At 42.8% G+C, this 18,028-nt stretch carries 14 protein-coding genes and 1 pseudogene; 7 read left to right on the top strand and 8 right to left on the bottom strand.

Annotated features, from left to right (window positions below; genetic code table 11):
• Positions 1 to 312: hypothetical protein (locus tag Q0541_RS22075; RefSeq protein WP_298915365.1), on the bottom strand; the 312-nt coding region annotated here is incomplete at its 3' end.
• A 503-nt stretch (positions 313 to 815) separates the two neighbouring features.
• Here Q0541_RS22075 and Q0541_RS22070 point away from each other — a divergent pair.
• The gene (locus tag Q0541_RS22070) at positions 816 to 1,766 is read left to right on the top strand and encodes an acyl-CoA desaturase (RefSeq protein ID WP_366941915.1); all 951 of its coding nucleotides are present in this window, start codon (positions 816 to 818) and stop codon (positions 1,764 to 1,766) included.
• 172 nt (positions 1,767 to 1,938) lie between these two features.
• On the opposite strand, the gene Q0541_RS22065 is transcribed toward Q0541_RS22070, so the two are convergent.
• Entirely contained in the window at positions 1,939 to 3,072 is a 1,134-nt protein-coding gene (locus Q0541_RS22065) for a class I SAM-dependent methyltransferase (RefSeq protein WP_298915358.1), read from the bottom strand.
• A 233-nt stretch (positions 3,073 to 3,305) separates the two neighbouring features.
• Here Q0541_RS22065 and Q0541_RS22060 point away from each other — a divergent pair.
• Positions 3,306 to 3,386 (top strand): annotated as a pseudogene (locus tag Q0541_RS22060) (hypothetical protein); the annotation flags it as partial.
• Between the two features lie 10 nt (positions 3,387 to 3,396).
• Here the strand turns inward: Q0541_RS22060 and Q0541_RS22055 are convergent.
• Together Q0541_RS22055 and Q0541_RS22050 are read right to left on the bottom strand one after the other, a co-directional pair.
• Entirely contained in the window at positions 3,397 to 4,263 is an 867-nt protein-coding gene (locus tag Q0541_RS22055; protein WP_298915356.1) for a calcium-binding protein, read from the bottom strand.
• A 112-nt stretch (positions 4,264 to 4,375) separates the two neighbouring features.
• The gene (locus Q0541_RS22050; RefSeq protein WP_298915353.1) at positions 4,376 to 5,635 is read right to left on the bottom strand and encodes a glycosyltransferase family 4 protein; all 1,260 of its coding nucleotides are present in this window, start codon (positions 5,633 to 5,635) and stop codon (positions 4,376 to 4,378) included.
• A gap of 151 nt (positions 5,636 to 5,786) precedes the next feature.
• Between Q0541_RS22050 and Q0541_RS22045 the strand changes: the two genes are divergently transcribed.
• On the top strand, positions 5,787 to 6,566 hold the full coding sequence (locus Q0541_RS22045) for a DUF429 domain-containing protein (RefSeq protein WP_298915351.1): 780 nt from the start codon (positions 5,787 to 5,789) through the stop codon (positions 6,564 to 6,566).
• Between the two features lie 228 nt (positions 6,567 to 6,794).
• On the opposite strand, the gene Q0541_RS22040 is transcribed toward Q0541_RS22045, so the two are convergent.
• The 3 genes from Q0541_RS22040 to Q0541_RS22030 form a co-directional block, all read right to left on the bottom strand.
• Positions 6,795 to 7,334 (bottom strand): hypothetical protein, encoded by a 540-nt coding sequence (locus Q0541_RS22040; RefSeq protein ID WP_298915349.1) that lies wholly within the window; start codon positions 7,332 to 7,334, stop codon positions 6,795 to 6,797.
• Between the two features lie 190 nt (positions 7,335 to 7,524).
• Positions 7,525 to 10,089 carry an alpha-glucan family phosphorylase gene (gene glgP, locus Q0541_RS22035; protein ID WP_298915347.1) on the bottom strand — a complete coding sequence of 855 codons (2,565 nt, stop codon included), beginning with the start codon at positions 10,087 to 10,089 and terminating at the stop codon, positions 7,525 to 7,527.
• Between the two features lie 562 nt (positions 10,090 to 10,651).
• Complete coding sequence (locus Q0541_RS22030) at positions 10,652 to 10,975, bottom strand: hypothetical protein (RefSeq protein ID WP_298915345.1); 324 nt, start codon at positions 10,973 to 10,975, stop codon at positions 10,652 to 10,654.
• A 559-nt stretch (positions 10,976 to 11,534) separates the two neighbouring features.
• Between Q0541_RS22030 and Q0541_RS22025 the strand changes: the two genes are divergently transcribed.
• The 4 genes from Q0541_RS22025 to Q0541_RS22010 all read left to right on the top strand — a co-directional run bounded on the left by Q0541_RS22025 (position 11,535) and on the right by Q0541_RS22010 (position 17,253).
• The gene (locus tag Q0541_RS22025) at positions 11,535 to 11,699 is read left to right on the top strand and encodes a hypothetical protein (RefSeq protein WP_179063512.1); all 165 of its coding nucleotides are present in this window, start codon (positions 11,535 to 11,537) and stop codon (positions 11,697 to 11,699) included.
• Between the two features lie 1,052 nt (positions 11,700 to 12,751).
• The gene (locus Q0541_RS22020) at positions 12,752 to 13,453 is read left to right on the top strand and encodes an acyltransferase (protein WP_298915343.1); all 702 of its coding nucleotides are present in this window, start codon (positions 12,752 to 12,754) and stop codon (positions 13,451 to 13,453) included.
• A 529-nt stretch (positions 13,454 to 13,982) separates the two neighbouring features.
• The gene (locus Q0541_RS22015) at positions 13,983 to 14,099 is read left to right on the top strand and encodes a photosystem II reaction center protein I (RefSeq protein WP_273769737.1); all 117 of its coding nucleotides are present in this window, start codon (positions 13,983 to 13,985) and stop codon (positions 14,097 to 14,099) included.
• A 196-nt stretch (positions 14,100 to 14,295) separates the two neighbouring features.
• A complete protein-coding gene (locus Q0541_RS22010) occupies positions 14,296 to 17,253 on the top strand; it encodes a DUF3769 domain-containing protein (RefSeq protein ID WP_298915340.1) in 2,958 nt (985 codons plus the stop codon).
• A 315-nt stretch (positions 17,254 to 17,568) separates the two neighbouring features.
• Here the strand turns inward: Q0541_RS22010 and Q0541_RS22005 are convergent, their stop codons facing one another.
• Positions 17,569 to 17,853, bottom strand: coding sequence for a hypothetical protein (locus tag Q0541_RS22005; protein ID WP_298915336.1), 285 nt, complete (start codon positions 17,851 to 17,853; stop codon positions 17,569 to 17,571).
• Between the last annotated feature and the right edge of the window lie 175 nt (positions 17,854 to 18,028).

Below are 18,028 nucleotides of genomic sequence, written 5' to 3'. Positions count from 1 at the left end.
ATTGTAAATCGATGCATTAGCATTGTAAATCGATGCATTAGCATTGTAAATCGATGCATTAGCATTGTAAATCGATACAATCGCATTGTAAGTCGATACAATCGCATTGGAAATCGATACATTAACAATGCAGAAGGTTGCGTTTAGATGGCACGGCAATAGAAATACTAAACCGTAAGACCCTGTAAATAACAATACTTTTTCTCTTAATCTGAGCGCTTTATGTATCTTTAATTTATAGAAACAGACAAAATTTAAGTTTTTGTCAAAGAAAGGAGGACTAACCTGAGAATTGTAAGTTAATTTTTCCACTCCGGGAAGTCTGTTGATGAAAGCTTTACTACTCTAGCCGATAATGGAATGGCACTAAGAAAAGGTGAAACCTTAGCCTGGACTGTCTTTAGTACAACACGGCGTAAATAGCGCAACCATTTAAAAACCCTAAAAAGCTTAAATAGTGTAAGCTTAAAGTATTGTAAGTGTAACCAATGGCTAGACGAAAATTGACTTTATAAGACTGAGCATTGAACTAATTAAGATCCTACTTTTGATTGCAAATGTCGTGGCAATGCTTGCTTGGAGGGTGCAACTACCATATACGGTAGGACTGATAGCAACAAGGGTCGTACTTGGTTTCTCAGAAATTGCTTAGTGCCATTCGCTTACAAAGGAACTCATTTTCAATACTTTTTTTGCCATCGCTTGTGTTTGAAGCTGCTTTTCATATTCCAAGCGAATTATGCCAAGATATCCCTGTGGTATTAACGCTGGCAACGGTGGGCGTTCTGCTGTCCATAAGCTAAACTGCGGCGAAGATGTGGTGCATTTCTATTTTGAAGCTTAAGGACATTAAAAGACTAATGAAGCACTACTCTCAGCTCACGATTATTTCTTACATATTAGGGCCTATTTTGATCGTGGTGAGTCATTTAGGATCACTACTCATTATTGTTACTGGCTTATCGTCGGGTGCTGCCTTGTGGGCCGTGTTGTTATATATAATACGAATGCTTGCAACTACCGGCATCTATCATCGGCTACTCACCCACAAGAGCTACCAGGCTCCAACCTCAGTTCTATGCGTTGGAAGCATCGTGGCTGCTTCAGCTGGGCAGATGGGGCCAAGTTGGTGGAAAGCTCACCACATGGCGCATCATCAATGCTCAGACCAGGAAAAAGATCCTCATTCTCCCTATATGCCTTTCAAGGGAATCAAAGGATTCTGGTGGTCTCAAGCTGGATGGCTATTCTCGCCACAGTTTTTTCCCTCGAAGCTTCCTACCGATGTTGAGAGTAATGTGGTTTTGAAGATTGTTGACCGTTTGCACTTCATTCCCACCGTTGCTCTTGGTGCGCTCTCGTACTACATCGGTGGAGTTGAATATCTCGGCGCTTTTTTCCTCAGCACGACTGTCCTCTTCCACGGTGTCGCTACCGTCAACTCACTCAGCCACATACTAGGTGAGCAACCATTCATAACCAACGACCACAGTAAGAACCATTGGCTCGTCGCGTTTCTGACCCTGGGTGAAGGCTGGCATAATCTTCATCATGCATTCCAGTGGTCAGCCCGGCATGGCATAACCGTGCGAGAGGGTCAGGTTGCCTATCTTCCAGACCCAACATTTTGGTTCATCAAAATCCTTGAGTTTCTGAAGCTAGCGTCAAAGATTAGAGTGCCTTCTGAAACAGAACTTCTCGCTCGCGCCAGAAACCGCAACTATCAGAACTCAGTTTTCAAGGTGGAAGCAAAGACATCTATTTGATATTCTGGTTGACAGATTGCTCAGAAGAAAAGTCTGTTCCTTGCCTTCTCAGTCAAGAATCCAAACATTTAACAGAATGAAGATGTTTTTGTCAAGAAGCCATCTTCAGCCAGTTAAATAAGGACAGGCAGAATGTCCATCCTCTAGTAGGTGAAACATTAGCTTTGTCCGGTTAAGCATGAACCATTAAAAATTGACCATTACCATTATATTCTCCATCACAACTAGCAAAATTACGAATAAACCATATCAAATAAAACCTCCATATCCGGCGAAACTTGGCATAGTCCATGCCATAATTTAATGTTTTTATTGTTGCCTGGTTGTCGTCAAAATTTTGTAACCAGTTACTTAGTGTTTTAGAGTAATTAGAGCCATTAAGATACCATCTTTGAATTGTTTTGAGGTCTTGTTTATGGCTTGGAACTGCGTCGTAATTCCAGTACCTACCGTGTGGAAAAATATATTTGTGAGTGTAAACGCTGGACATATTGTTAGGGATGCGGACTGTGATGATGTGAATTAAAACTTTGCCATCATCCTTCAGAAACGAAGCTAATTTTTTAAAGGCTCCCGTTAAGTTACCAACATGACAAAAAACACCAATCGAGAGGATTTTATCAAACTTCGTCTCGAAATTTGCATTATTCAAATCACCTTCATATAGGGTAAACCGATCTGAACTGAGATAACTCTCAGGATCTTGCATTTTGTGGCGGATATATTCACATTGCTCGTGGCTCAAATTAAGACCCGTAAACTTGACATTGGGGAACTTAGAAAGAATGTAATTAGGAACACATCCCCACCCGCACCCAAAGTCTAAGATATTGTCTCCGTCCTTGATGTCTAGCTTTTCAATCACACCATCAATCATGTGCATCTGGGATTGCTCAAGGTTTAATGCTCCTTTTTCCCACAATCCCATGCTGTACTTAGGATAAATGAGTTTCCCGTCCCCCAACATAGTATTCAGCATGGCTTGAGGCAAGTCGTACTGAATTTTCATTAGTTCCCGTGATCCTACCGCGAGATGATCAGTTTCTTTTAATACCCATTCATACGGTGCCAGGAGGGATGGGAAATACTGAAAGAAAATTGGCATACAGGTATCGAAAAGCGATTCTAGAACGGAATCAGGAACTTCTAATCCGTTGATATAAGCTTCTGCCACTGCCATCTGAACTGTGTTGACTACCTCAACCGCCCCACGAGTTGCTTGGTATGCTAATGGACTCTTAATATTTATATCTCCCACAATAGGGATATACTTTTCTATTTCTTGCAGTAGGGTACTAGTAGTCATAGTCATACTCCTAAACAATCATTAAAATCATGCAACATGAGTATAATAATTAATTAGATTTTTTTAGTTTTTTAACACCAAAATGTAAGAACTTGTAACATACATTTAGGAATATTTATCTCCAACGCACCTGACGCCACTTTAACTTGATAAAAGGTAAGCATACCAAGGGCAAACGTCCTATAACTTGGCATGAACTGTGTTTATTTCCGATAATTGTTTGACGTCAGGGTATTGTTCGCTCAACTCGTTTCCGTTTCTGGTGGCAGTTGGTTGCGATCGCCCTTCAAAAACCGTATTTATTGTATGATTACCTTGTAGTATTCACCTTTCTGCTAAACCCACCTGTCCTCCAATTAACCCTAGAAATCCAGTTCCAGAGTGCTGAATCTCCAAAAAACTTGCTTGATCCGGTGAAGTTTTGTAAATTCGGAATGTCTTCATAATTCCCAAGGTTGCAGCACTTTCTAGAGGGCCAACAAAGCTAATATCCCGGTCAAGGAAATAAGTTTGATTAGCCCAATGAGTCATCTGATTTGCATTCAAAAAATAGCAGCCTGAATGAGGATTGAGGGCACGACGAAAGGCAATTGGTGCATTCATAATTGTACCTTTGAGTTCCTGTTGCTCCTGCACATTTTGAAAGGGAGCAGTTACTCGCAAAGCCAAATCCCCATCAATGTAAGCTTTGTGAACCAAACCGTGGGGCGAAACTTCATAACGATTTGGCTGGAGCAAATTTAAATCACCCGCTTGTTGGGTAAACCAATTTAATTTTATAAAAAACCAAGGGTCATAAATAATTAGGTCATCTTCAAGAAAGCAGTAGTAATCATACTGACCGAGACAACTTTGTAAAACAGCTTGGCACTCAAACCCCAAAAGCAGAGGTTCTATATTAGTAGAATGATGCTTATATAAATGGGATGGTAAGGGAAGCTGATTCAGAAGATGATTATCTTTGGTTGTACAAATAACAATATCTAGTTCATGGAACTGGGGTTGGTTAGCAGGGAAAGCTAGTCGTTGAGCAATATCGATGATCCGTTGAGAGTTGCTAAATAATTGGTGTAAGGCGGTAAGGCTTTTAGTTAATGCCTGCAAGCGGGGTTGTGGGTCTTTGCGTTGGGAAGCATGACGACCCTCACCGCTAGGTTTGAAAAAATGGGCAATGGTAAAAATAATTCGCATTGAGGCTATTAATTTATTCTTTGTAAATATCCTAGTTACATTAGTTTTTCCCAATCAAAAAACTTCAGTGTACCCCAATTAAACTTCGGGAAACTCAACCCCAACTACTCATCTAATTTCTGCCAAATCCTTTAGAACTTGGGCGCTTTTTCAAACTATCAGAACCTTTACCAGCGAACATCCATTGCAAATGCTGTGGTAACAGTTTCGCTAAATCATAACGCTTGATAATTGTCTCTCGCGCATTAACACGAATTGCATTCATCTCCTGAGGATGATTCAGCGCCTCTTCAACCCGATTAGCAATATTCTGCGGAGAAAAGAAATCTACCAGCAGTCCATTTACCCCATCCTGTACGACTTCCAATACTGGCTGAGTCTTGGAAGCTACTAGTAAACATCCTGCTGCCATGACTTCTAACATTGACCAGGATAAAACAAAAGGACGGGTTAAATAAACATGAGCAGAAGAAGCTTGTAAAACCTGAAGGTACTCATTGTAAGGAAGCCTATCTGTAAAGTGGAGCCTCGATAAATCCAAAGATAATTTTTCTAGCATTAATTTTTTATAAGTCTGACCATCGGGGAGATTCTTCCCATAAGCCACCCTATCTTCTCCCACAACTACCACATGGCACTTAGGTCTTCGCTGCTGAATTAGCGCCACCGTTTCCATAAACTGCGGAAAACCTCTATAAGGTTCCATCCCCCGTCCCACATAAGTTACCAACTCTTCCACATGGGAAAGATCAAGATTGATTCTTGGTAAAACTAACTTTGCGCCTGGTTTGGGGACAAAAAAATTGGTATCAATACCATCATGAATTACAGTGATTTTGCTATGATATTCTTTAGGAAACTGCTGTCGCTGCCAATTCGTCGGAGAAAGACCGCGATCGCAACTATATAAATCAGTCAAAATCGGCGCATTTTTTACGCGAATGCGGCATTCATCATCAGCATTCAGTGGATCTTTAGGATCAAAATCTGCATCCGAACCGTGAGCGTGGTAAAACCACTCGAAATAACACAATAATTCGGCTTTGGGGAAAACATCTTTCATAAATAAAGTCGGCCCCCAACCAGAATGACCATAAACTATATCTGGAACGAAACCCTGAGCTTTTAAGTTTTCTGCCACGCGATAGATAGCCTGAGCAGTGAGAACAGCATTTTCCAGGTTGCGAACGTAGTGGTGGGTTTGGGGAGCAGCTTCACGAGAAGGAGTGTAAATAGCTTTATAAACGCCAGGTATTTCTCCTTCACGACGATTTGTCCCAAAGACGACTTTGTAATTAGGATTTTTACCTAAAACTGTCGCCAGGTTGCGAAATTGCGAGGGAAAATTGGGATGTAAAAATAAAATTTTCATTGGAATAATCTTGATTAATTTATTGCGAGATAAAATAAATTAAGACAAGCTGCTTAAGATTATAAGATTATTTACCACGATTTTTAGCAAGTAAACTTAGGTAAATGGTTACCCGAAAATGGGAAAATAATCACAAATTCGTGTTATAACCATGAAATTTATTGGCATTGATTTAGGTTGGAAATCACAACCAAGTGGATTATGCTGCTTAGAATGGATAGACGGACAACTGCAACTACTTGATCTAGACCGCAAAGAAGCTATTGCAGACATCCTCACCTGGATTGATCAGAGTGTAAAATCAGATGAACCAGCCATCATCGCCGTAGATGCACCTACTCTCATACCTAACGATAGCGGGAGTCGCTTACCCGACAAACTCAGCCACAAGTACTTTGGCAGATATCATGCGGGATGCTACCCAGCTAACAAAAACCTACCCTTTGCAGAACGCACCATCAACTTTGGTTTAGAATTAGAATCACGCGGTTTTGCACATGCACCCACCATTGAAGCGCAAAAACTCAGCAGATATCAAATAGAAGTCTTTCCCCACCCAGCGATCGTTAACCTATTCAACTTAGAACGCATCCTCAAATACAAAAAAGGACGCCTCAATGAGCGCCGCCTAGAATTAATCAAACTCCAAAATTATCTTCTCGATATCCTCCCCTCCTTCTCTCCTCCTCTGCGCCGCGCCAGTTGCTTTAAGTCGGGGAACCCGCCCAACGCACTGGCTTCTCTGCGCCTCTGCGGTTCGTTCCTGCTTGAAATCCCTACCACAGGCGCAGCCCTCAAAGCAACCGAAGATAAGCTAGATAGTCTCATCTGCGCTTATGTTGCTGCTTATTGGTGGTATTGGGGAGAACAACGTAACCTCGTATTAGGCGATCGCACCACTGGCTACATTATCATCCCTCAAAGAATTTGAGCAAAGGCTTCGCGTATTCTGCTTTAGAGTCCTTGCTTCTGATTTAGATATTGCGACGCAATCGTAATATCTTATCCCTAGTAAACTAGACTAATCAACGGGGGTATTGTAGATTGGTAGTTAATTGTGTTTGGGAAAAAACGCTTCCTTACTGGAGTTTAGACTAAGTAACAAGAAACAACCCAGCAGTGCTGAGTTGATAAAACACAACCTTCAAAGATGAAAATATTAGAGACCGCCTGCTCTTAGTTTAAACTCCAGTTCCTTAGCTGCCTGGATCAATAGCTCTTGGAGACTTTCAAGCATCGGCAGTGACGTCGCTCCTTCCTCAGGTTCAGAAGAAATTTCGTGCCATTCTCTGACAGGAATCTTTTCTTTCTCCAAGCTCTGTAACTCATCTAGCGTAGCGAAGCCCGTCCAAACCGAAAAGTCTGCGATCCGCAGTAACACCTCAGTGTCATTGATTAACTCATAGAACCATAGTTGCAAAGGATGAGGGCAGCTATCTTCGTCAAGTTTTCCGCGTTCTCTGATGAGCGCTATTGCTGCTGACGTTAAAGTGCCTTCAACAACTATACAGCCCACCATTCCTGACCAAGGTTGTACAGACACTTCCTCAAGCGCTAAAAAATCTGATCTGCTGCCACTTAACTCCTCTCCTCCTGGAAAGTACGCCCGAAACCTGTCAGCCTTTTTCAGGTAGAAGTCGAGGATGCCTTGCTGAATCTGTGGTGTGTCTTGGGTAACTAGAAAACTTGAACGAGACATAAAAATAGCCTTTGAAACCCCTAAGAGAACGTGAGTTCGACGGGTTGAAAAAAAAGCAAAAAAAAGCTGAGATTAGAATAATTCTAGCAGTAGTTATTTTTTGGGCGTGACTGCGTAGCATAATAAAAGGCGTTGCTAAACTTAAATCAGCAACGCCTAATCTTGAGTAGTCAATAACTACTCAGCACTATTACTCTGCCCAAGCAATCAACCTTGGTTCATAAGCATTAGCCAGGTATTGATTTTTCGGCAATACACGCAAAGACAAGCCTTGCAAACCAGAAGCGGTATAAGTGATATTACCCGTGTAAATACCCAATTGCTGTCCATCCTCACCTTCGTAATCCATTACCACTGACACAGCGTTGACAATCTCACCATTGGGATCGATCGCACCTTGGTATAACTCCACCTGCACATCATTATTCGTCAAAGTTGCCAAGTCAACTTTGGCTTTGACTGTAACCGTTTGGTTAACCTCAATGTCCGAAACTGCCGATACATCAACATCTTTGATTTTGATGTTGAACCAGTGTTCACCCAGTTTTGCTTTCCAAGCAGCTAGTTCTTTAGCTGGGGCATAGTTATCAACACTCAGGGTATGATAGCGATCGCTAGCTGGGAAATAAGCTCGCTCCCCATATTCTCCTACCATCCGCGCTGTATTAAAGAATGGACAATTCAACCGAATTGCATCCTTCATTTTCGCAACCCACGGACGCGGTAAGCCATCAGTATCCCGATGTTCATAAAATAGCGGTACGACTTCCTTCTCTAACAACTCGTAGAGAGCATTTGCTTCTACTTCATCCTGGTAGTTAGGATCGTCATAATTCTCTCCATGTCCAATTGCCCAGCCTGTGCGGACGTAATCAGCTTCATCCCACCAGCCATCTAGTACACTTAAATTCGGCAATCCATTCATTGCCGCTTTCATGCCACTGGTACCAGAGGCTTCCCGTGGACGACGCGGTGTATTCAACCAGATATCGCAACCCGCAACCATCAACCGAGATATGTGAATGTCGTAATTGGGAACAAACACTACCTGTTTTTCTAAATCTTGTTCGCGGATAAAGTGATTGATATCGCGGATCAGTTCTTTACCGGGAATATCCTTGGGATGTGCCTTACCAGCAATCACAAATTGCACTTTTCGGTCTTTGTTAGCCAGTAAAAGCCGCTTAATGCGTTCCAAATCACGCATCCAGAGGGTAGCGCGTTTGTAGGTGGCAAACCGACGGGCAAAGCCAATGGTGAAAACGTAAGGATCTAAAACTTCTTGGGCTTGGGTAATTTCGGAGGCAGAAGCGCCGCGATCGTGCAAATGTTTGACCAAATGCTCGCGCACATACAAAATCATATCTAAGCGGCAGCGTTCATGATTGCGCCACAACTCCTCATCAGGTATGGCGTCCATCCGCTCCCACAATGGGCTATCTGGTGGTGCTGATGACCAGTTTGGCCCCAGGTAGCGATCGTACAATTCTTGAGTCGATTTCGCAACACAACTCCGGGCATGGACACCGTTAGTAATGGCTGCGATCGGCACTTCCTCTACGGGCACATTCTTCCACAAGCCCTGGAACATTTGCCGCGACACCACACCATGCAATTGTGCAACACCGTTAGAAAATGTGGCCATCTTCAGCGCTAGCACCGCCATACTGAAAGGCCCAGATAAATCGCCTGTATTCTCGCGCCCCAGTCCTAAAAATTGCTCTTTGGGCAACTCAAATATCTCTGCATAGTACCCCAAGTAGTACAACATTTTCTCGGGAGCGAACAAGTCAATCCCCGCTGGTACTGGCGTGTGGGTAGTAAAAATATTGCTGGAAGCCACCACTTGTTTAGCTTGGGCATAATTCAGTCCCTCTTCCTGAATCAGCAAGCGGATGCGTTCTAGGGCGGAGAAGGCGGCGTGACCTTCATTCATGTGGTAGGCGGTGACTTTCAGCCCCAAAGCTTTGAGCATTTGCACACCACCGATCCCCAGCATAATTTCCTGGTGGATACGCATATCGATGTCGCCACCGTACAGCTGATCTGTAATGTCGTGGTCGTAAACATTGTTGGGTTCAATGTTGGTGTCCATCAAATATAGGGGCACCGTTCCTACCTGTACGCGCCAAACTCTGGCATACACCTTGCGTCCTGGATAATCTACCGCAATCCGCAGTTCTGAACCATCGGGATTGCGCTCTAAATGCAAGGGCATATTGTAGAAATCATTGCTCAGATAGCGTTCCTGCTGCCAGCCATCGGCATTGAGGTACTGAGCAAAGTAGCCTTGCTGGTACAGTAAACCTACACCTACAAGCGGTAGACCCAAGTCACTGGCAGATTTGAGGTGATCTCCCGCTAGAACGCCCAAGCCCCCAGAATAGACGGGCAAACAATCTACAAGTCCAAATTCCGCCGAAAAATAGGCGTAGCATTCTTTTGGTTTATGCTCCCGTTGTTTCTGATACCAGGTGCGCTCTTGCAAATAATCTTCTAACTGACGGTCAGCTCGATCCATTTGCGCTAGGAAGCCTTCATCTTCGACAACTTCCAGAAGCCGTGATTGAGAGATAGTACCCAACATTAACACCGGATTGTGATGGCTAGACTCCCATAAGTCAGAGTCTAAGCGACGAAATAAATCTTTAGTTTCAACATTCCAATCCCAGTGCAAGTTCTGTGCCAGCCGCCGCAGTGGTTCGAGTCGCGGTGGTAGCGAAGGGGATACGTTAAATGTGCGAATTGGCTGCATAGGTTGGCAAAACTCCAAGTTTAGCTATGGTTATTGTTTACTCTCTTTACCAATGTTGCCAATTCTTTATACTGTATTTTGTGAAAAAGCGATGACTTTGTTAAGCATTGAGAATTATTCTTTACCTCGTTGCTAAAGTTTACACCAAGATGTTTCTAATTCTATGCCTTACCCTCAGCCATGTACTTGGTATATTAAGATTTAATCATTTACTGGCACTGGATCACTTAAAAAAAATCTAGTTTTAAATAAATAATTTATATTTTTTTTAGTATTGCTTCTGGGGATCAATTCTAGGTCTTAGCTGAGGGTGAAAATTCCCCATAGCTGTGTCTAGGAAAATTAAATTTTTAATTATTTTTTAATAAAATGGCGCTGGCGAAGAAGCAGTGTCAGAAGGCAGGGAGCAGAAAGCAGAAGGTAAACCCCATAAATAATCGCATGAAAACCTTACCAAGCAATTAACCAGGAAAAGCGATGCCTGCGGCGGGCTACGCCGACGCTAACTACTTGGTATAATTTTTGATACTAAATCAGGAAAATAACTTCTTAGCGTGTTATTTTACGCGCCTAATGAAGGCTGATCTTTGGTATTTTTTGTCATTGACAAAGCCACAGCTGCTGCATAAGCAATCTCCGCTGCCATTTGATAAGCAAGTTTGATACTCGATGAAGCGTCTTTAGCTTTAGGAGAGAGGGAAGCTTTTTTTCGGCGCGACTCTTGCTTGACATCACCCGCCACAATAGCCCGTTGTAAAATGATCCAGGCATCTAGGTCTTCTGAGTCATAATTACTTTGAAGTTGCGATCGCAGTTGATCTTCAGCTACAACACTCAGATAGCCGATAGTTAGAGCTTCTTCAACAATTTCTTTAATTAAAGCCATAATTTGAACCAAGTGTGTGAGTTAAAACCGATACCTCAATTTGAGCAATTTGATCTTGTTTTGTGGACTTCTCCTGAAAACTAAGCTATGTTATAGCTTTCTCTCGATAAAATTAAATTTATAATGAGTAGTGCCAAGCACGCATCACCCGCTTGGATCACCCGAATGGGTGATTTACAAATGTTTTAGATATAAGTAATAGGCAAGAGGAATATTTTTAGCATTTTGAGGAAGAGGGTGTCATAAGTATAGTAGATATCATTCTGAGTTGAACGCCCAATCATAAAATAACTTGGACAAGCAACGATAGAAATATGGACAAAAATGCCAATTAACCGCTTACAGCATTTTTCAACTTCCTATCTTCAATGGATTTAATCTAAGTGTATAAAATTATTTCAGGTAGCGAACGCTCCAGTAAAAAAGTTAATTGATTTCCATTATTCTCATCAATAAGCAACCTGGAAATCAACTTATTTCTTGAGAGTGTTCCACTAAAAATAAAATGTGTTATCGTTAAAAACAATTGTTATTAAAAACCATTCATGTAATTACAAACGTGAACTGGTTAGTCTGTAAATCATCTGTGTGCAACATGATTGGAGCAGCATACTCTAGAAATTCGTTGCAAGAAAGCCGTCATAGCAGTCGGGGAAGCGCTTACTTGTTTGCACCGATGGTTAATTTCAATGTGATGGCTGATGTGGGAGATAATCCACCTTAATTGGGTTTTTTTTGGGCAAAAATACCCAAAAAAATCCAACAATAATTACATTGTCATGCTAGGCAGAAATTTTATCTAAACTTTAAATATAGTCTAGTTAAATGTATTTTTTGTTGCAAAATAGCTTGGGGAACTGAGTTGTTTCAAAAGACTAAAACCGCCTGATAGAAAGTAGCTTCAAGGCAAACAACTCCATCCCTAGTTGCATAACAAGCTTTTCAAATTTATCGGATAACCAAAACAGTAGCCTATCTAACCAGCAAATTTACCCATCAGACAATTTAATAGTCTGATATTTGACTCTGTAATGCACTGACATTGTTTGATTAATTGAACTGGTAAAAAAGAAGCAAAATTGTTACGTGCCTTGACTGTGCCAATTTTAGATTTTAGATTTCAGATTAAAGAATTGAAGAATTAAAGCCTTGACTACTTCGACGTCGGCTCCATCGAGCGACTTGTGCTGAACACAGTCGTAAAGCCTACGGCATAGCTACGCCCTAAGCGCCAGCCTCTCGAAGAGAAGCAAGCCGAGATTCTCAGTACAAGTCCGCTCGGCTTTAATACTGAGCGACTTGCCTTGAGCGAATGCAAGAGCGTCTCCAAGAGTTGCCGAGGTAAAGGAGCCGAAGTGTTAAAAATGATTTCGGTTCATGCCCCACCCAAGCGGGGACGGAACAAATCCAAAATCCAAAATTCGGCTTGCCCCACACCCAATCTTGCTGGGGTCAATCCAAAATCCAAAATCCAAAATCCAAAATCCAAAATTGATACACTGGTACAAAAGCTTCTAGCAACCGAAATCAATTGTGTATATCAATTGAGTAATTCTATCGCACCTAAATCAAAGAATTGCTCACATAGTCAAAGCTAGACTCTGGTTTTCCAACATTTGGAAAACCATTTAAAAATATGGGTAAATTTCGGTAATACTGCCAACTTACCTGATGTATTAAGAAATACAAACTTTATTGGTATTGGCAGAAGATTAGGATACAGCCAAAACAACTTTCAATACTGTCAACAACAATTGATTGAAGAGATATGTAGCCATGCATAACGAGCAATATGTTTCAAAATTGCAGCGCGTGCAAGAACTTTTAGTAACTACTGTGTTAGGGGGTATTCCTACACTCATTCTGGGTCCGAAGTTGCGTAATTTGGGATATCGTAATATTTTTGCTCAAATAGGCAGCCCAGTTTATATTCAAAATGGTGTTGAATTTAACGGTACTTCTTGTATTGAGATAGGCAGTGGAGTATATATTTTTAAGGGTGTACGGATGGATGCTAGAGGACACAAAAATAATAGAATTCATCTAGGAAATAGAGTTGCTATTGAGCGTAACGTTGATATAGGGTCTTTGGAAGATACGTGTATACATATTGATGAAGACACCTTCATTGCTCCCAACGTGTGTATTGAAGGGCCAGGAGACATTAAAATTGGCAAACATTGCATGATTGCTGCCCACTCAGGGATATATGCCAATAATCATAATTTTGCTGATCCGATAGAGCCGATTAAATACCAAGGTGTTACTCGCAAGGGAATTGTGATTGAGGATGACTGTTGGCTAGGGCATGGAGTAACGGTATTAGATGGGGTTACTATCGGTAAAGGCAGTGTTATTGGTGCCGGAGCTGTTGTCAATAAAGATATTCCTCCTTTCTCCATTGCTGTAGGCATACCTGCACGAGTAATCAAAAACCGAATTGGCAAAGACCTAGCAAAAGTTCAAACCGAAAAATAGGGCATTGGGGAGCCACTGCGCCCTTGCGCGTCTCACGCCACTTGACGCCAGTCCGCTCATGGCTCCTCTACTTGGGGAAACGCCTCTGAGCGAGTGGCTCCCCTTCTCACATTGCCAGAGGCTAGCGCCTGCCGTAGGAGGCCCGAACGCAAGAGCGTCTCCTGTCTTGACAAGGGCTGTAGGGAGAAGCAAGTGGCGTCATGGGGCATTGGGAATATTAACTATCCCCTGTAAGCTATAACCTGTTACCTTTTTTGGGAAACCTTTGCCGTCAGTTAACGTCACAGGAGTAAACAGTCTCTGAGTTATTTTTTAAGGGCATCTAAAAGTCAGACAACTGACATCTTGCACCATTCTCAATAACTGTAGGGTAGGTATTGCTAGTCCCTAATCTCCAAGTCCCCAGTCCCAAGTCCCCAGAGTCCTCTAAAAAAGGGACGAGATTTGGGTAATATAAAGGAGCTATCTTTTCTGCATGGCAGATCCTGAAAGAAAAGCTTTCTTTGTCTTACCCCTTGGAGATATTTCTATGCTGACTTTAAAAATCGCTGTTTATATTGTTGTTGCCTTCTTCGTAATTATCTTCGTCTTCGGATTTTTGTCGAACGACCCAGCTCGTAACCCCGGCCGTCGGGACTCAGAGTAAAAGGCGATAAATCATCCGCGACTTTGGAAGGCGGAAGATACTAAACGCCACGGAAATTTACTAAACTTTCGCCTAGTAAGTTTCCTGCTCCAAGTGGCTTGCTGCAGGTAGCAGAAGGCGACAGTCGGAAGGCAATAATGTATATTTATCCTTCCGTCCGTCATTTGGCTGTTTGTTAGCCCGATTTTGCTCAAATATGCTTCATCCAGTTCTGCCACCCGATCCGCCTCCGATCCTCGAATCTTTACAACCTGTAAATCCCGCCCCATCTGCTAGTTATACAAAGTTTCTTTCAGTTGTAGAGACTGGAATGCAGGAAAAGATAGACAAATCCAAGCAGCCCAAGGATTTGACTCAGTTGACAATTGCGGGTGACAACAACAGTAATCCGCCATTGCCAACTGAGATCAACTCAACTCAGGATGACTTGGTAGTTGTCAAAACTCCTTCTGTATCCCATCCATTAGAAATTTCCCCGATCACCGCACCTGGAAGTGCTGCACTTTTGGGGCAGTCGCTGGTTGTTGGTTATCCCACGCAGGAGGTTAAAACCTCTAATCACCAAGATAAAGAAGACACAAAGACAAGTCTGAGTGGCGGACGCCGACGCTCGGAACTTCTCCTCAGGTTGTCGCACAAACAAAAGACGCAAACCGAAGCGACTGCGTTGCCAAAAAAAGTTGGAGCAGAGGCTTCCAACCTAGATGCAAAGCGGCTTGCGGTCAAACATGCCAACTTCGGAGAGTTCTCGACCTTGAACCAAGTGGCATGGAGAGACGCACGTGAACCTTCTCAAAAACTCGGTGAGCGATGTCTGACGACAAGCCGCTCCGCGTCTACGCCAGATCCCAACTATAGTGGTGGAGAAAAACAAACATTTTTAAATGGTAGTTTTAGCTATAGAGTTTCCCCAAGTCCCCAAATTGCCCAATTGCGTCCTCTTCAAATTGCCCCAAGTCTCACAAATAGCAACAAGTTAGTCGAATCCAAGGCGGAAATTTTAGCTGAGAAGTTAACCCAGCAAAAGCAGCGAAGTGATATTACTGCACCACAGTCTCTAGGAAGAGACAATATCTCTGTATCTGCTGCTGATCTTGCACCAAGTTCTCAATCAGTACAAAATTTTATAAAATTCAAGTCTCGCAGTCCGACAAACCAACTCTCAACGCCCCTCACTGTAGAATTCAATTCCCAAATCCAGCAACAAGCTCAAGTACCAACACCTACACCACAGGTGGATACTACTAATAAGCCACAAAGTCAACCATCTGGGACAACTGCGCCAGTCAGCACGCCGCCAGCCAGACCGAGAATTGTGGAAGTCACTTCAGATCGGCAAGAGTATGACGAGCAACGGCGAATTATTACAGCTGTTGGGAATGTAGTTGTGCGATTTGATGGGGCGGTGGTGGATGCCGATCGCCTGCAAGTCAATTTAGACAACTTGATCGCTGCGGGGGAGGGCAACGTAACTTTAACACGGGGTGATCAGGTACTGCGTGGACAACGCTTTACCTATAACTTTGTTCAAGATAGTGGGGAACTGCTAAATGGTAGAGGAGAAATTTACGTACCCTCAGCACAAACAGATTTTGCTTTCTTATCCACGGATGTAAGTGCTGGTGGAGTCCCAAAACGTCCGCCCAGCGATCGCATTATAGCCAATCAGCCCGTTTCGGGTGTGAGCAGCCCTGGAGGAATTGATGTGACAATTGGTGGTCAGACAGGCGCTACCAACATCCCGCCACCAAAAACAGGGGGTGTAGTCAAGCGACTCAGGTTTGAAGCTGAACACATTGACTTTTATCCGCAAGGCTGGCAAGCCAGGGATGTCCGCATCACCAATGATCCTTTTTCACCGCCAGAATTAGAGTTACGCGCAGATACAGTAACTTTGACACGAGAATCACCCTTGGTAGACCGCATCAGGACGCAGAAGCAGCGTTTGGTATTGGATCAAAGGCTCTCCTTACCAATTCCGGTGAATGAGCGGACTATTGACCGTCAGCAGCGCGACGTTACACCTGCAATAGTCTCCCCCGGCTTTGATGGAAAAGATCGGGGTGGTTTGTATATTGAGCGTGGTTTTCCAGTGATCGATACAGACCAGACTCGCTGGACGATCACGCCCCAGTTGCTAGTAGAGAGAGCTGTGCAAGAAGGCACAGGTGACTTAGGCGCACTGTTTGCTGTGAAGACAAAGATAAATTCTGTTTTGAGTCCACGAGCAGTAATTCAGGGGACTGGGGAGTTAACTAGTTTTGACTTAAACAAGGTGGAAGACAATTTGCGAGTGAATTTGGGATTGCGCCAGATAATAGGGACTTCCCTTCCCCATATTTTGAATCTGCAATATAACTACCGCAATCGTCTCTACAACGGTACTCTCGGCTTTCAAACCGTCCAGAGCAGTATTGGCGGCATTATTACCTCTCCTGTGATTCCTTTAGGAAAAAGTGGTATCAACCTTACCTATCAGGCAAGCGCTCGATATATCAATGCCAACACCGATCGCCAAGACTTACTAGAACCAGTGCGGGAAAACGATCGCATCTCACTAGGTCGTTTACAAGCCAGTGCTTCCCTCAGTAAAGGGCTGTTGCTGTGGCAGGGAAAACCATTACCACCCACTGCCACTGAGGGATTACGATACACACCTAACCCTGTAGTTCCTTACTTGCAAACGTTCGCTGTTCTTACGGGCACTACCAGTTATTACACCAATAGTGATAACCAAAGCACCCTAACTGCTACAATTGGCTTACAAGGGCAAATTGGTCATTTCTCTCGACCTTTTTTAGACTATACCGCCTTTAATATTAGTTACTCTCAAGGCTTAAATAACGGATTATCACCCTTTTTGTTTGATCGCTCCGTTGATAACAAAGTGTTGAGCGCTGGGATATCACAGCAAATCTACGGCCCTTTTCGCTTAGGCTTTCAAACATCCGTTAACTTGGATACTGGTAGAGAAGCTAGCACCGACTACATTTTGGAATATAACCGTCGCACCTATGGCATCACCTTACGTTATAATCCAGTGCTGGAGTTAGGTGGCTTTAGCATCCGAATTAGTGATTTTAACTGGGGTGGCGGCACTGATCCATTTTCGGAAGTTAAGCCAGTAGTCGGTGGCGTGCAACAGGATTATTAGTCAATCGATTTTGGATTTTAAATTTTGGATAATGGAATTTACCCCGACCACTTTTTGGCTTGGGGCAATCAATTTTAGATTTTAGATTTTAGATTTTAGATTTTAGATTGGAAGAAAATACTTAGAGGTCGCCGTGTTTTTATTTAAACAATTTTTCAATTTAAAATCCAAAATGAACGGGGCGGGGCATGAACCAAAATAATTTTTAATCTAAAATTGGCACGGTCAAACAGTTATCAGTTGCCCTACCCGACACTTGATTCTATAGGCACAATGGATACTTTCTATTTACAGATTTTCTATCTTTTGCCCAGTCTAAGGACTTGGCACGACTCGACAGCCGATCGCAGAATTGGTTGATCTACCACCAGGTATTCTCAGGTTGGCATAATCGCCGCTTAGTTGAACACGTGACGGTGGTTGGTGTAGAGTTGCACAGCATCTTTGAACTGCGGCTTGGTACTCTCGCCATTGCTTACGGATTGCGATACTAGCGGCATCGTCACCTAAGTCTGAAAATCTTAGCCCAGCCCGAATTAGCCAAGATTCTACGTCAGTTGTTTCACCCAGTATTTCTGGAATGGGATTAATCTTTTCCATGAGTAATGTTTTTTACGCATATTCAAAATTGGTTATTTAACTTTAAGAAAAACTATTGATAATAGCCAATATAATTGTTTATCAAAATCATAACTAAAAATAATTAAAAAAAATCATACCTGAGTATTCATACTCAGATATGACGAATGAATTACTATTACTGCTGGAAAACATT

Source organism: uncultured Nostoc sp. (genome assembly GCF_937863485.1).
Classification (GTDB): Bacteria; Cyanobacteriota; Cyanobacteriia; order Cyanobacteriales; family Nostocaceae; genus Nostoc.
This window is presented reverse-complemented; position numbering and strand designations above follow the sequence as displayed.